8 protein-coding genes are annotated in these 14,566 nt (G+C 56.8%); 1 reads left to right on the top strand and 7 read right to left on the bottom strand.

Annotation, left to right across the window (positions count from 1 at the left end; genetic code table 11):
• The 5 genes from PLH32_14955 to PLH32_14935 form a co-directional block, all read right to left on the bottom strand.
• Positions 1-373 (bottom strand): hypothetical protein (locus tag PLH32_14955; protein ID HQJ65910.1); only part of this gene is annotated, 373 nt, incomplete at its 3' end.
• Between the two features lie 187 nt (positions 374-560).
• The gene (locus PLH32_14950; protein HQJ65909.1) at positions 561-2,450 is read right to left on the bottom strand and encodes a T9SS type A sorting domain-containing protein; all 1,890 of its coding nucleotides are present in this window, start codon (positions 2,448-2,450) and stop codon (positions 561-563) included.
• A gap of 159 nt (positions 2,451-2,609) precedes the next feature.
• Entirely contained in the window at positions 2,610-5,657 is a 3,048-nt protein-coding gene (locus PLH32_14945; protein ID HQJ65908.1) for a carboxypeptidase-like regulatory domain-containing protein, read from the bottom strand.
• 394 nt (positions 5,658-6,051) lie between these two features.
• Positions 6,052-7,551, bottom strand: a complete 1,500-nt coding sequence (locus tag PLH32_14940; GenBank protein ID HQJ65907.1) for an MFS transporter — start codon at positions 7,549-7,551, stop codon at positions 6,052-6,054.
• A gap of 60 nt (positions 7,552-7,611) precedes the next feature.
• A complete protein-coding gene (locus PLH32_14935) occupies positions 7,612-9,948 on the bottom strand; it encodes a glycoside hydrolase family 3 N-terminal domain-containing protein (protein HQJ65906.1) in 2,337 nt (778 codons plus the stop codon).
• 61 nt (positions 9,949-10,009) lie between these two features.
• Between PLH32_14935 and PLH32_14930 the strand changes: the two genes are divergently transcribed.
• The gene (locus tag PLH32_14930) at positions 10,010-10,459 is read left to right on the top strand and encodes a hypothetical protein (GenBank protein ID HQJ65905.1); all 450 of its coding nucleotides are present in this window, start codon (positions 10,010-10,012) and stop codon (positions 10,457-10,459) included.
• A 4-nt stretch (positions 10,460-10,463) separates the two neighbouring features.
• On the opposite strand, the gene PLH32_14925 is transcribed toward PLH32_14930, so the two are convergent.
• Both PLH32_14925 and PLH32_14920 read right to left on the bottom strand, forming a co-directional pair.
• A complete protein-coding gene (locus tag PLH32_14925; protein ID HQJ65904.1) occupies positions 10,464-11,486 on the bottom strand; it encodes a uroporphyrinogen decarboxylase family protein in 1,023 nt (340 codons plus the stop codon).
• A 30-nt stretch (positions 11,487-11,516) separates the two neighbouring features.
• Positions 11,517-14,492 carry a glycosyl hydrolase 115 family protein gene (locus PLH32_14920; GenBank protein ID HQJ65903.1) on the bottom strand — a complete coding sequence of 992 codons (2,976 nt, stop codon included), beginning with the start codon at positions 14,490-14,492 and terminating at the stop codon, positions 11,517-11,519.
• Between the last annotated feature and the right edge of the window lie 74 nt (positions 14,493-14,566).

The following is a 14,566-nucleotide window of genomic DNA, read 5'->3' as shown; positions in this document are numbered from 1 at the left end:
CCGAATCGGTATACTGCGAGCTGAGCGTGGCGCTGTCGAGATAGGTCAGGGCATAGCGGAGGTGGGTGTAGGCGCTGGCGCCGCCGCCGCCGACGAATTCAATTTGGCCGCTGATCACCAGCGCTTTGTCCAGGGTCGCTTCGATCGGGCTGAAGCCGCCGCGGATGGTCGCCCAGCCGGTGGGCCTGGCGCCGTTGCCGATGCCTGCAGAGCCAGCCGGAGTGTTGGTGGTATTGAGAATTGGCCAGGCCTTGCCGTTGCTGGTCTTGCCCCAATCTACTACATTGATAGGAACTTGGGCCTGAATCGCAACGGCGCCCAAAAGCACAAAGGCAGTTGCGATTACCCAAAACGTGGATATCTTTTTTCTCATAATTCTCCTTCTCCTGTGAATGGTTCGCCTTAATGAAGTTGAATTATTCCCGTACAGATTGTTCTGGAACCAAACGATAGATGAATGAACCACCTCCTCCTCTTTATTTGGCTCTGGAAAAAGCTGGTTTGCCCCGACGGCGATGGTCGGTTTTTTTCGCTGCCGGGGCAAGTTTCACGTTACAGGATTATTTCATCAAGACAAGTTTTCTGGTAATCGATACATTGCCAGCCTGTAGCCTGTAGAAGTAGACCCCCCCGCTCAGTCTGGCGGCATTGAAGGTGACAATGCCTACGCCGGCTGGTTGCATCCCCTCCAGCAAGGTCGCCACCTCCTGCCCAAGGCTGTTGTAGACCTTCAGGGTCACAGGACCGCTCTGTGGAATGGAAAATTGTATTCTTGTGGTCGGGTTGAAGGGATTCGGGTAATTCTGTCCGAGCGCATATTGGGCTGGCATGGCTGCCACAGGCACACGCTCGATGCCGGTCAACGGATCCTTGCCGGTCTCAAGCCAGGAGGCGATCCGGGCGTGCTCCGCATCGGCTTGCGCCCGCCAGGCTGAATAGCGATCGGTCGCACCTTCCCTTACCGCCGGATTCCACCAGTTGTAGAGATCGCCAAGCGGGAAACCGCCCATGCCCAGTGTCTTGAGGGTATCGTTGGCATACGCGAGATTCTCGGGCAGCGGCCACTGCTGGTTTTGTCCAGCCTCCGGCATATAGGCCCACATCGTATCCTTGTTGGCATCCCATTTTTGATAGAGGAAATACTTGAGTGGATCGACGTTGAGCGGAGGGTTGATGAAGCGGGGATTGACTTTCTCTCTCAGGGTTTCAACCTCATAGAGCTCGGCGCGGTTGATGTAGGGATAGAGTTTGACCTGTTTGCCGTTGCCATCCGTGTACATCGAGTCAAAATAAACCAGCGAAGTGCTGTCAATCATCGGCCGCGGGTAGGGGATGGCGTTGAACAACCGGGCTTTGTATTGAGCCACGCTGAAAGGATTGCCGACCGAAGTGATTCTGGGATTGGGGCGCCAGGCGGTGTTGCTATAGTTCTTATCCCATCCGCCACGCATCCAGTCGATCAGCCAGTTGTCAATGTAATAGGCGCTGTGCGTGAAGAGAATGTGGCGATCCTGGTCGGTGAAGGGAACAGTGAATGCGATCGAGTCCGCCGGCTGAATGGTAACGGTGGCGCTGCTGGCGCCCTGCTGCGGAATATAGCCCATCATCCAGGCATTGACAAAGAGGCAGTTGTTGACATTCAGTCTCCACCACCAGCCTGATTCCAGAGTAAATTGCACGGTGTTATAAAAAGTGCAGTGGTTGAAAGAGACTTTGTCGGAGTAGTTGGTACCTTCCTGCATCAGTACATAGCCCATGTTGGCGAAGGTGCAGTTCTCGAAAGTAACCTCTTCCGTGTGGTAGCCGGGAACGTCATAGGGAAAGGAGACGGCTCGGCCGTAATACATGTAATGTCTGTCGACGCAATTGCGGAAATAGCAATTCTTGAAAGAGCCATGGAAAAATTTGGAACGGACACAAATGGAGCCGGAAGCGGTCTGTGCCGGGCAGGGCATGAACTCAAAGATGCAGTTTTCGAAAGTGCCGAAATCGCCTTTCTCGCCCGGCCCGCTCTCATCGTTGCCTTCGAAGACGATCGGGGTGCCGGTCTGCACTCCAGCCGCATCGGCAAATCGAACCCAGATATTCTTCATGATCAGATCGCCATAAACCGCGATGAGAAAATTCTTGGTCACACTGCTGCTGGCCGTCCAGAGAATCTGCGGCGGCGCCCCTTGCTGGGTAGCGCCAGGATTCGGGGCTACAATCTCGAGGATTTGGCCTTTGGGAACCTCGATGGTGCCGTTGATGACGTACCAGTCGTAGAGGTTCAATTTGAAGACGGTCTGAGAAAGCTTGCCGGCATCGGCGACCGCTTTGATGGCTTCATTGAGGCCGCCTTCAGCACCGCCGCTGTAGAGGCCGTTGACGTACGTCGTGTCTTTTTTCTGTGCATACAGGGAGACCGACAAAAGCAGCACACAGATCAAACAAATTACCAACCGTTTCATGATGCGCTCCTCCTCAAAGAAATGAGTTATGACGCGGGTGAATTATCGCTAATCTGGTCACACTCCCCGGCGCTTGGCAGGGCCGGCCGGGGAGCGTCGTGTGGATGAGTGGGAGGCTGGATTGCCGGGAAAGGCCCCGGCGCAGTCTCCCGCTGCGAATTACCGGAACCGGATGCCGACGTTGGCGGTCATGCCATAGTTTTTGACGTTGGTGAAGCCGTCGATGGATCGTTGTGCGGAAGCGTTCTGCTCGTCGTTAAGATTATTAAGATCGAGGAAAATTTCCATGCCGCGGATCGGCAGGGTCTGACGGACGGAAGCGTCAACCCGGAAGTAATCCCGGGTATAGCCATCCTGCTCCGGGAAAGCGCCGATATAGCTGACGGAATTGCCCTGGAAGAGGAAGGAGACGCGTGCCGAGAAGCCCTTAAAGTCGTAGCCAACGTAGGCGTTCACCAGATCGTTCGGCTGGTAGATCAGACGGCCGGCGCGGGTGCTGTCGTAGGTCGTGGTCACCGGTGGCCGGGTGGTGTAGTTGGTCACGTTGTCGCGCAGGGGGTAAACCGCTTCGGATTTGATCTTGGTATAGTTGATACCAAGCACGATACCGTTCAACCGCCAGGGCAGATACCAGAGACGGGTCTGAAAGTCGACCTCCAACCCCTTGACATAGGCGGGATGGGAGCTGTTGATGTAGGTATAAAGGGTTGCCCCATCCGCCGGTTTGGTCCCCATAATATCAAAATCATTGATCGTTTTGATTTCCTTCGAGGGGGAGGTCTTGTGCAGGGTATAGGTGGTGTAATAGGTGAAACCATCGATTTTTTTGTGGAAACCTCCCACGGAGAAGAGACCCAGCTTGTTGCCATGGAAGGTCAAGGTTACATCGTGGTTATAGGCCTGTGCGGGCTTGAGATCGGGATTGCCGGCGCGGATGTTCATCCTGGGACTGTCATAGGTTATTTTCGGCGACATTTGATGATAATCCGGGCGGGCTAGGGTCTGGGTATAGGCATAACGGAGATCCATCCAGCGCAGCGGCGTGAATTTGGCCTGAACCATCGGCAGCCAGAAATCACTCTTCGGTCGGGCAATCACGGTGTCGCAATTTTGCGAATCCGGATTACGCATGTCGAACATATTGTACGCAGTGAATTTGGATTCCGAATCCTCATAGCGGACGCCACCGGTTACCATTAAGCTCCTGAAATTGATCTCGGACATGACATAGGAGGCGTAATAATCTTCAGAGTAATCGTAGCTATTGGCCAGGGTCTGAAACATGCCATTGTACCAGCCGCCGGTCTGATCCGCACCGCCAGTGGCTTTGCCGCGCCACTCGGGTGCAGCGGTCAGATAATTGGCCATGCCGATCAGAAGGGAGGGGTCACAAGCCCAGTAGATCTGGCCGAACTGATCATCGAGGAAGGAACGGGTGAGAGTCGAACTGCCAGTGAAGTTCGATGCTGCAAATTTGGCCGTTGCGGGATCGACCGCGATGTGGAACCGGTTCGACAGTGCGTTGACCATTGCCGTCTGAAAGGCGCCGCTCGAACGGATGCTGGCGTAAGGGGTCTTCTGGTCGTTGCTGTTCTTTTGATACCGGTAGACACCGCCAAGTTTGAGAAAGCCGGTGAATGAGGAGCCAAGACGGAACGGAAAATTGATAAACGGTGTGACCGTCTTGTTGCTTTCCTTGTAGATGGAGCTGAAAAGGCTGATATCGTCGAGATAAACCTGGTTGGCGCCAGGATACGCCCACAGTTTTTTCAGGCTGTCGGGGATGGTATCATCGGTGACCGGACCGGTGGTCACCTGGCCGGTTTTGAGCGTGACAAACGGGGATTTGGGTAGATTGTTTTTCGACGTGGTACTGGCGAGTTTGAGGCCGAATTGCACCCACTGGAAATCGTTCTTCCATTCCAACGAATTCACGGTCAGGTCGGTATTGTTGACGCCCTCGCGGTATTGGAAGTTCAGCTGTTTATCGAAATAGTTGAGGATGGTGGTGTTGTCCTGATAATCTGAGCTCAGGCGGGTAAACATGTTCACCGATTTGATCGAACCGAAGGGCAGTTTGTAATCGAGGATGAGGTTGCCGCCGAACCGCTGCCGGGTTTCGATATGCCGCAGCAGCTGGACATTCCTGACCTTGACCGGTCGATAGACCCCTGAGGCGTTGAGCTTCGTGCTCGTTGTGTAATAGTTGGCATTCATGTTGTCGGCGTCGCGGTCGTACTGCTCAACATTGGCCAGCGCATAGACGCCGAGTTTTTCGTTGAAGAAACGCCGGCTGATCGAGGCCACGCCGCGGTAATTAGCGCTGTTCTTGGTCTTGGCCGTGTAACCCTGCTGCCAGAGCAGATCGTAGTGAAGTTCGGCGGGGGCCTCGCGCAGTTCCATATTCACGGTTCCGCCGATCGCATTAGCGTCGAGGTCCGGGGTCAGCGCCTTGTAGACCGAGATCGATTTGATCATATAGGGGGAGACCATCGAGAGGTCAACACTGCGATCATTGTTGATGGAACCGGAGGTGTTGCCCAGTGCGGATACGCCGATCTGGGAGCTGCCGGTCGATGCCAGCTTGACTCCTTCAACGGAGACCATATTGAACTGGGGCGCCAGGCCGCGGATGACAATCTTGTTGGCCTCTCCCGAGCTTTCGAGGCTGGAAACGCCGGGCAGCCTGCTTATGGCGGCGGCGGCGTTGAAATCGGGCAGTTCCTGGATCTTGGCCTCCGAGACGACACTGGAGATCCTCGTCTCCGCCAACTGCTGGTTGATAGCCTGAACCTGGCCCATGGCCTGCGCGGTGATGATATACTCCTTGCCTTTGATGGCCTCGGCCTTGAGGGCAAAATCGCGCTTGGTGACAACATCTTCCTTGACTGTCAGGGGCACGCTCACCGAGCCATAACCGATATAGCTGACCGTCAGGGTCAATTCGCCGCTCGGCGCGTTAGGGATCGAAAAGTTGCCGTTCAGGTCCGCGGTGGTTCCGATCCGGGTACCCTTGATGATGATGTTGGCAGAGGGCAGCCCCTCCTTGGTGTCCTTGTCAAAAACCTTGCCTTTGATAACGCCGGTCCCCGCCAGGAGCAGGCCGGGTATCAATAGGAATAGAGTGGCTGCCGCAAGAAGAGGCCTACAGCCGCGCGATGGCAGGGCGGATTGAGCCTTGCCCTTGGGAACCATACCATGTTTCATAGGCGCTTCCTTCCTTCTTCGAGGGTGAGGTGGCAGATTCCGCACCAGGATGTAAGGACCCGGGATCGCGGTCTGCCCGGTGATTGTCTTCGAGCTGCGAACAGAGCATGTTACAGAGAGGGCGGGGGATTATTAAGAAAAGCGCATCTCCAATGATGGACCCCGTCATCCGGGGTGAAAGACCATCCTTGGAGAGCGCTTTTGGACGGCGAGATATCATCCTAATCTTCTCAAGTAAACGGTTAAACCAAATCGATTGATTTTGCTGAGAAGATTGATTCAATGAAAAATTGAATCAATTCAATATTACATAAAATCGCCGCAATTGTCAAGCAAAAAGCATGGCACCAAGGAAGTGGCTCTCGCTGAGCGCAGTATATTAGTACTGATAGCTTTAGTATTGATAGCTTTTACGCCGTTCCACCAGCTCATCCTGAATCTGCAGGCTCAGCTTTTTGCTGATGCTGTAGAAGGAGAGCGCGACGGCGCCGATGGCAAAAGTGATCGCCGGGTAAATACTCGCGGTCATCTTGATGCCGAATAGGGCATGACTGTTCTGGGCGGCGTTGGGCACATAACCATAAAGGGAGAGCAGCCAGCCGCAGATGGCTCCGCCAAATCCCAAACCAGCCTTCAAAGCGAATACAATACCGGCAAAGATGAATCCCGTCGATCGACGGGCCGTCTTCCATTCGGAATAGTCCGCCACATCGGCCATCATCGCCCAGAGCAGCGGGATGGTGAAGCTGTAGGCAAGGGATTTGAGAATATTCAGGACGAAAGTGGCGCCGATTGCGGTTGGCGATAGCACGAAGAATAGGGCTGTGAAAAGGACCGTCAGTAGCAAACCGGTCATAAAGACGCTTTTCTTGCTGAAGCGAATGGTCAGCCGCTTGGAGAGCACGATGCCAATCAGGCTGAGGATCGTGCCAATCATATTAAAAAGGCTGAAGCCGATAATCGCAGTATTGCTGAGATCCGGTTTGGCCAGGAGGCCCATGGCATCCAGAATCTTTTGTCCGCCGCTCAAGACTAAGCTGCCGTCTGCTGCGGGAGTGGCCGCCATGCCCAGCCACTGCAGGAAGGTGAAGAGGTGGGCTTTGCTGATGAAGTAGTTGAAATAATAGTACATCGCGCTGCCCCATAGGGCCAACGTGATGAAGACAAAGAGCGTGAGGCCGAACATCGCCAGCCAGGGGCCATTTTTCGCTAGGCCGGAGATATCCTCCTTCAACGAAGCCTTCTGCTCGGGATTGGGTTTGATACGTTCCTTGACGCTCAGGAACGTGATGATGAAAAAGACGATGCACAGCACAGAAAGAAGGCCGATGCTCCGGGCCCAGCCCGCCTGGGCATTCCCCCTGCCCAGGGAAGCGACCATCAGCAGCAAAAAGCCTTGCACAAGGATCGTGGCACTCTGAGCGAAGATGAATCGCCAGGAGGAAAGGCTGGTACGCTCGTTGACATCCCCGGTCATCACCCCGTTGAGGGCTGAGTAGGGTGTATTGTTCATTGAATAGACCGTCATCAGCAGGATATAAGTGAGATAAGCGTAGACCAGTTTGCCGGACGGGGAGAAATTGGGGGTGTAGAAGGTAAGGAAGAACATCAGCGCAAAGGGAACTGCGGTCCAGAGCAACCAGGGCCGGAATTTTCCCCAGCGGGTATTGGTGCGATCGGCGAGCGAGCCCATGATGGGATCGAAGATGGCATCCCAGAAGCGGCCGACCAGCAGCAGAGTCCCCGCCGCGGCAGCCGTAATACCGAAAACATCGGTATAGAACCCCACCTGAAACATCACCATGATCTGGAACACGAAATTGGCTGAGGCGTCGGAAAAACCGTAGCCGATTTTTTCGAGCAAGGGCAGTTTGCCGATCTGGTCATTCTTCATCTTGTTTTCTCCCAACAGCTTGCGAATGTCTGGCCGTCGCCGGGTTCCAGGGCGGCCTTTTTATTTTACGGTCAGTTTTACCCTCGTCAAATCCTCATCGCGGGAGGAACTGCCCACCATAATCTCGAATTCGCCCGGTTCCACCTTGTGTACTTTGTCGACTGCCGTGAACGCGAGATCGTCAGGGGTGATTGGCAGGGCAACCGACCTGGACTCTCCCGGCGCCAGTTCCAGTTTGCAGAATCCTCGTAATTCCTTGACCGGACGGGTGACTGAGCTGAAGAGATCACGGATGTACATCTGCACCACTTCAGTTCCCGTCCGCTTCCCGGTATTCCGGATATCGACATGTAGGGTCGTGCTTTCTCCCACCTGGATCACCGGTTTTTCGAGGCGGATATTGCTGAAGGCAAAGGTGGTATAGCTTTTGCCAAATCCGAAGGGGTAGAGGGGCGAGATATCATCAAAGACGTAGCCGCGGCGGGCGGAGGGCTTGTGGTTGTAGAAACAGGGGATATGGCCGACCGAACGCGGGATGGATACCGGCAGCTTGCCGCCAGGATTATAGTCACCGAAGAGCACATCGGCTACGGCATATCCGGTCTCCTGCCCCAGATACCAGCATTCGAGGATGGCCGGGATCTCTTTGGCTGCCGCAATTGCCGTGATGGAATTGGGCCGGCCGTTGAAAAGCAGCAACACGATCGGTTTGCCAGTGGCTTGAATTGCTTTCACCAGGTCGTTCTGCTGGCCAATAAGGTCGAGGCTGGTCCGGTCGCCGAGATGATTGGTCGCCCAGGCCTCGCGCGAAGTCTGTTCGTTGCCGCCAAGGGCCATGATCACCAAATCCGCCTGCTGCGCTACCCGGGCAGCCTCTGCGATTGCCTTGCGGTTCTCCTCGGGATCGGGCAGGACGATTTCATCCTGGTTCCAGGAGCCACCCACGGTGATCTTGCAGCCTTCGCTGTAGAGAATGCGGGTGGTCTTGCCGGCTTTTTCGATAATGCCCTCGAGCACCGAGCGGTAATACTTGGGCTCGCCACTGTATCCGCCCAGCAACTTGCGGTCCGCATTGGGCCCGATCACCGCCAGGGTGGTCGCCCTGGTAGAATCGAGTGGCAAGAAATCGCCCTCATTTTTTAACAGGATGATGGTTTCGCGGGCGGCGCGCAGCGCCAGGCTCCGCTCCCGCAGCAGACGCTCTTCGTTGCGAATCTGCGCCGGATCGACATAGGGATCCTCGAAAAGACCCAGCTTGAATTTGTAATAGAGCAGGGGGCGGACGAGGGTATCAATTTCTTTTTCGGCGAGCCGGCCGGAGTGCACAAGCTCGACGAGATGGGGGTAACAGTCCATGTCCGGCAGCTCGATATTGACACCGGCTCTGGCTGCCAACAAAGCCGCCTCCGTCTTGTTCTCGGCGACCCCGTGGCTGACGCTGATGGGATTCATATAGAGCTCGGTGATCGCGAAATAATCGGACACCAGCATCCCGGTATAGCCCCATTCCTCGCGCAGCACCTGTTGCAGTAGCCAGACATTGGCATGGGAGGGCAGACCGTCGATTTCGTTGTAAGAGGGCATGATGGCCGCGGGCTGCGCCTTTTTGATCACCTGTCGGAAGGGATAGAAAAAGATATCACGCAGGACGCGTTCGGAGATGTTCGCCGGGCCAATGTTCGAACCCGATTCCGGCTCGCCATGACCGGTGAAATGCTTGAGAGTGGCCAGCACATGCTTTTTGTCCTTGAACTCACCATCCCCCTGAAAGCCTTTGACCGCTGCCGTGCCGAGCTGGGCTGCCAAGTAGGGATCTTCGCCGTAGGTCTCCTCGACACGCCCCCAGCGCGGCTCGCGCATGACATCGACAACCGGCGTCAGGGCCAAATGAATGCCCCGGCTGCGCGCAGCTTCGGCAGTGGCGCTGTAGATCTCTTCAACCAGATGGGGATTAAATGTGGAAGCGAGGCCGATCGGCTGGGGATAGCTGGTCGCTTCCTTGGCGGCAAGTCCGTGGAGGCACTCTTCGTGGAAAATGACCGGGATGCCGAGACGGGTGTTTTCAATGAACCATTTTTGCAGGGTATTAGTCAGCTCTGCGGTCGCTTCGGGGGAGAGGCCGCCATTCAGGTCGCTCGGCCGGGTGATTTGACCCATGCCCCTGCCGCACAGCTCCTCGATCCCCTGGGGATTCAGTTGCGTGGAGCCCGGGATCAGTATCTTTTCCCGCAGCTTCCAAAGGGAGAGCATCTGCGCGACCTTCTCCTCCAGAGTCATCCGTCCCAGGAGGTCGGCCACCCGCTTCTCGATCGGGAGCCGGGCATTTTTATAATCAGGTAGCGGGTTTGAATCAATGGGGGCAGCCGCGGCGGCTGTTCCCGTTTTGGGACTGTCCATGGGGAGGCCTCGTTGCAGGGTGAAGAGCGAGTTGTGGACAATGTTAAGAGTTTTGATTCTATTGAACCGTTTCAAATATAAAGAGTACCTCTTTCAAAATCAAGGAAAAAAAAAGAAATTATCTATCATTTTAAACCGGCCCATCCGTTCATTTGAGCAGGGTCAGCCGCTGTATCCGGTAAACACTGCCGGACTCGAGTCGGCCGATATGGATTCCGGAGGGAAACGCGAAGGTTTGCCAGAGGATGCGGTGTCCACCGGCCTCGAAACGCTGATGGAAAAGGGTATCGACGCAGTGCCCGCGGATATCAAAAATCCGGAGCGGATTCATACCGCCGCGATCCAGCGAGAAGGGTATCGGCGTCGCGGCGTTGTATTCATCAAAGTGCTCGGCATAGACGGTCCGGTATTTTCCGTCGGGCCGCAGATGAAAGCCCGGCGCATCGTGATCGTCGGTAAAGCCGGCTGTATAGAGGCGGTTTTTTGCACGCTACCACTCCCGTTAGGCTAAGCGATCAAACACGCCCGCGCAAAAAGGCGGCAATATTAGCCGAGCGAACCCCTGGGGGCATGCCGCCGCCGCAAGAGAGGATGACGTGCCGGCGATCGGTCAGGGCCGCAACCAGGTCACGGGTGGCCGCTTCGACGGCCTCGGGGGTCCCGGCCGCCAGGACATCCCGCGGCGGCAGATTGCCGAGCAGGGTGACCTGGTTCTGCGTCAGACTTTTAAGTTCATTCAGGGGGATGTCGAATCCCATGTTGAAAAGATTGACCCCCATTTCCGGCAGGTAGGGAGCAGAAACCCGGCAAGCCGCGTCGTTGTGGAGGAATTTGACGGTAACCGGCAGACTGTAGAGCGCCTTGAAGCAGGGGAGCCCGAAGGTCTTGAACTCGTTTTCGCCGATGAAGCCGATGATGTCATCGAGCAGAAAAATGCCGTCGATGGTCGGAAAGGTGGCCATCTGCAGCTGCAACCAGGACTGCAAAAAACGGGTGATTTTTTGCAGCAGCAGCTCGACCTTCTCGGGCTCGAGCATCATCGCCATGAGAAATTCGGTGGATCCCATGAGGTAGCTGGCGATGTTGAGCGGGCCGCGCGCCACCGCGAAACGGATCTTGTGCCCTGCCGCTTCGATCTCCGGTTGTGCGAGCTTGAGCCGGTTAAGGACGAAGGGCAGTAAGCCGTCGGTGGAGGGATCGGGGAGCAGCAATTCATCAATTTCGGCGGTCGAATGGAGGAGCCGGTGTGCATGTGGAAACTCGTTGGCCGGGAAATAGGTGCGCACTCCGAAGGCCGAGGGCTCGGTGCACATGCCATACTCGGACCAGAAACCCGGGAGGAAGAGTATCTCGGGGAAATCCTGCATCGCCTTGAGATTGGCATCGAGCCAGAGCCGGTCATTGCTGAAGTAATCCAGAATGGAGATGCCGTACCAGTTCGGCAGCCACGGAGAATCGATGATGAAACCGGCGGGAAGGGGTTCGATGATTTCGCCCCGGATCACCTTCAGCAAAAGTTCCCATTGCGGATCGGTCATGCGTATTGCCTTTCGCTTGGATAAGAGTCATCACCGGTGCTCGGAGCGGTCGGGAATATAGCGAGTTTCGGGCGGGCCGAGATAGCTGGGCCTGGCGCCGCTGGTCTCGACCACCAGGCGTTGCAGCACCACGCCGGGATCGACGGCCCAGAATTTGAGCACCTGCGCCCCCGTGTCTACTAGGGTGTGGGAGGTGGCTTGAACGGCGACCGCATTGCTCACCCATTCTTCCCACGCCATCTGGTCGTGCATGTTGACGATTTGCGGTGGTTCATCATTGAAGGAAACCGCATAGCGCAATCCGCCGCTGTTGTGAAAATCCAGGGTGGGCGAAAGATAGACTTTGACTTTGGCCAGGCCCGCGCTGAAGAGGTGAAGGTGATACTCCAGATGGGGCAGGGAATCCAGAGGAATCGTCCGCGGTTGCAGGGTCTCGGGCTCAAGCGCCCGCAGTGCGCCCTTGCCGTCGATGAGAACGGCGCCATTCCGCAGCAGGTCCGCTGCCATCGACCGGGCGGTGACCGGGAAAGGGGTCATCCCAGAAAGGGTGCGCCCCAGACCGGGGATTTCACTCCAGTACATTTCGGCTGAATTTACAGCGTGGCTATAGTGCCCGGCCTCCATGGAAACGCAGCCATCGCTCTCGATGAAGCAGTTGCGCAGGTCGCTTGCAGATGCGGCTGGTTGGTGGAAGGGTACGGTGATGGTCACGCGGCGGCCGTCAGGGGCTGTAATGGTGAGGGGGATGCGGTGGTGTCCGGGGGGGACCTTGCGCCAGTCGGCCGAGACCAGGATCCGCATTTCCTCGGTGACGGATCCGCGCGGGGCATCGAGCTTCAGCCACTTTTTGCCGGGCTTGATGGTGTATTTGAAGGGCGCTTCCCCGCGGTTGAATAGTTCGATATAGCTGTAAGGTTTGATGTGAGGATCGAGTTCGGGGAGCACAGCGGCCTCTGAAGCATGCGGCCACCATTGCGTCGAGCCCTCAACGGCCACTCCCATCTCCGCTGCCACTGGAAGGCTAATCCGCTGCACGGCCGGCATGATGTTCGCGTCGGGCTGCTGCCAGTACGTGTAGCCGATGTGCGTCTGGTCCATCATATGGCTCCACTTACCACCGGCCAGTTCGGTGTTGTAGTAGCGGGAGATCCGGGCATCCTCCGCGAAGAGCACTTCGGCGCGGTCCGCCAAAGCATTGGTCAGGGCGCGGCCCTGCGCCGCGTAGAGGCGATTTCTGGCGACGGTGAAATAGAGCGCGTTAAGGTTGGCACAAGCGGTGACAGGGTGGAGGACGATCTGATAAAAGGCGTCACGCTGTTCCGGCGCAAGCCCGTCGTACAACTTTTGCGCCTTGTCGGCCAGCGCGGTGTACTCGGCCACCACACGCTCCCATTCCTGATAGTTGCTCAGACTATAGGTGCCCGGCTCGAGCAGCTCGGGCTTGCGGCGGCTGTTGAAACGGGTGTAAGCCTCAAGGAGCGCGGCGATTTCGGTGCTGTATTCGGGACCGAACTGGCGGGCGGCCCAATCCAGGGTGTAGTGCGGTAGACGTTCAATCGGCCAGGCCTCGGGATTCCAGGCATAGTCCAAGAAGAACTCGGTGGGCAGTTCCATCGGTTTGATGTCACCGACATTGACGATCCAGATCTGCCGGGCTCCCATCTCATAGGCCAGGTGCATCTGTTCCCAGATGCGGGAAACCTGATTGGTATTGAGCCACTTGTAGTTGCGCGGACCACCGACGTAGTCGAAATGGTAGTAGACGCCATAGCCGCCGCGGCGCGGCGGATCGCCCGGCCGCGGCAACTTGCGGATATTGCCCCAATTGTCATCGCAGAGCAGTAGGGTGACATCCTCCGGCACCTTCATCCCCTTGTCGTAATACTCTTGAACCTCTTTGTACAACGCCCAGACCTGCGGCGTCTCTTCCGCCGGCCTGCCTGTCTCTTCTGCAATGATGCGGCGCTGGTCGGCGACGATGCGCTCAAGTAGGGCGATGTTGGCCGCTTCGCTCATCGGCTCATCGCCATCGCCGCGCATGCCGATGGTCACCACGCTCTCGTGCCGGCCCATCCGCCGGATACCCTCGCGCCAGAATTGCTGTAGGGCCATCGCATTGGACTCATAGTTCCACGGCCCGGTGCCGTAACGCGCCCACTCGGCGTGTGCACGCATCATCGGTTCATGATGGGAGGTGGCGATGACCACACCATACTCGTCCGCCTGGGTGGGATTCAAGGTATCTTCAACACAGAACATGCGTCCCCACATCGCCGGCCAGAGATAGTTACCCTTCATGCGCAGAATGAGATCGAAGACGTGCTCATACATCCGGCTGTTGAAGCCGCCGAACTTCTCAAAGGCCCAGCCGCTGAGAGCGGGGGCTTCATCATTGATAAAAATGCCGCGGTATTTGACTTTGGGCTCGCCGAGGGTGTGGAGGCCCGGGGTCACGTAGAGGGCGTCGCGATGCCGGGGAGTCACGTCGCTCCAGAAATGCCAGGCCGAGACGCCGATCTGGTTGGAGAGGTCGTACAGCCCGTAGATCGTGCCGCGCTTGTCGCTTCCGGCGATCACCAGGGCGCGACTGATTCCAGGGAGAGGATTTTCGATAATCTGGGTGACAAAGGTCTCCCATTTCCCCGCCAGCCCGGTGGGATCCAGTCGCTTCTCCGCCACTATCCGGTCGATGAGCGGGCTTTTGCCCAGCGTGCCAATCAGAATCGGAGTCCCGGAGTGCGGCACCTCGTCGAGGACGATCTCCGGCGCTGCGCCGGTCACCTTGCGCAAATCCTCCTGGAGGCTGGACATCACCCTCAAAACACCAGGATACTCCGCGCTGCTGGCAAAAAACGGGGTGCATTTGCCGGCTTCCACGAGCGTGAAATCGCCGGGCCCTTTGTCAAAGCGGACATACTTCGGATCCGACGCTAGGGCGCAGGTGCAGGAGAGGAAAAGCAGGAGGGCAGCCAGAGATTTGATACAGCGAGCAAGCGAATCGATCATGGTCTCCTCGATGAGTCAATCGTGTGGTTGGTGCAGGCTGTCGGCACCCGACGTGCCGGAACAAGGGAAAAATG

The sequence above is a fragment of the bacterium genome (genome assembly GCA_035419245.1).
Taxonomy (GTDB): domain Bacteria; phylum Zhuqueibacterota; class Zhuqueibacteria; order Residuimicrobiales; family Residuimicrobiaceae; genus JAKPUX01.
Note: the sequence above shows the minus strand (reverse complement) of the source record. Positions and strands in the feature narration are given on the sequence as shown.

Coding starts and splice junctions, on each gene's coding strand:
- PLH32_14950 (HQJ65909.1), bottom strand. CDS start 2,450: ATGAAACGGTTGGTAATTTGTTTGATCTGTGTGCTGCTTTTGTCGGTC.
- PLH32_14945 (HQJ65908.1), bottom strand. CDS start 5,657: ATGAAACATGGTATGGTTCCCAAGGGCAAGGCTCAATCCGCCCTGCCA.
- PLH32_14940 (HQJ65907.1), bottom strand. CDS start 7,551: ATGAAGAATGACCAGATCGGCAAACTGCCCTTGCTCGAAAAAATCGGC.
- PLH32_14935 (HQJ65906.1), bottom strand. CDS start 9,948: ATGGACAGTCCCAAAACGGGAACAGCCGCCGCGGCTGCCCCCATTGAT.
- PLH32_14925 (HQJ65904.1), bottom strand. CDS start 11,486: ATGACCGATCCGCAATGGGAACTTTTGCTGAAGGTGATCCGGGGCGAA.
- PLH32_14920 (HQJ65903.1), bottom strand. CDS start 14,492: ATGATCGATTCGCTTGCTCGCTGTATCAAATCTCTGGCTGCCCTCCTG.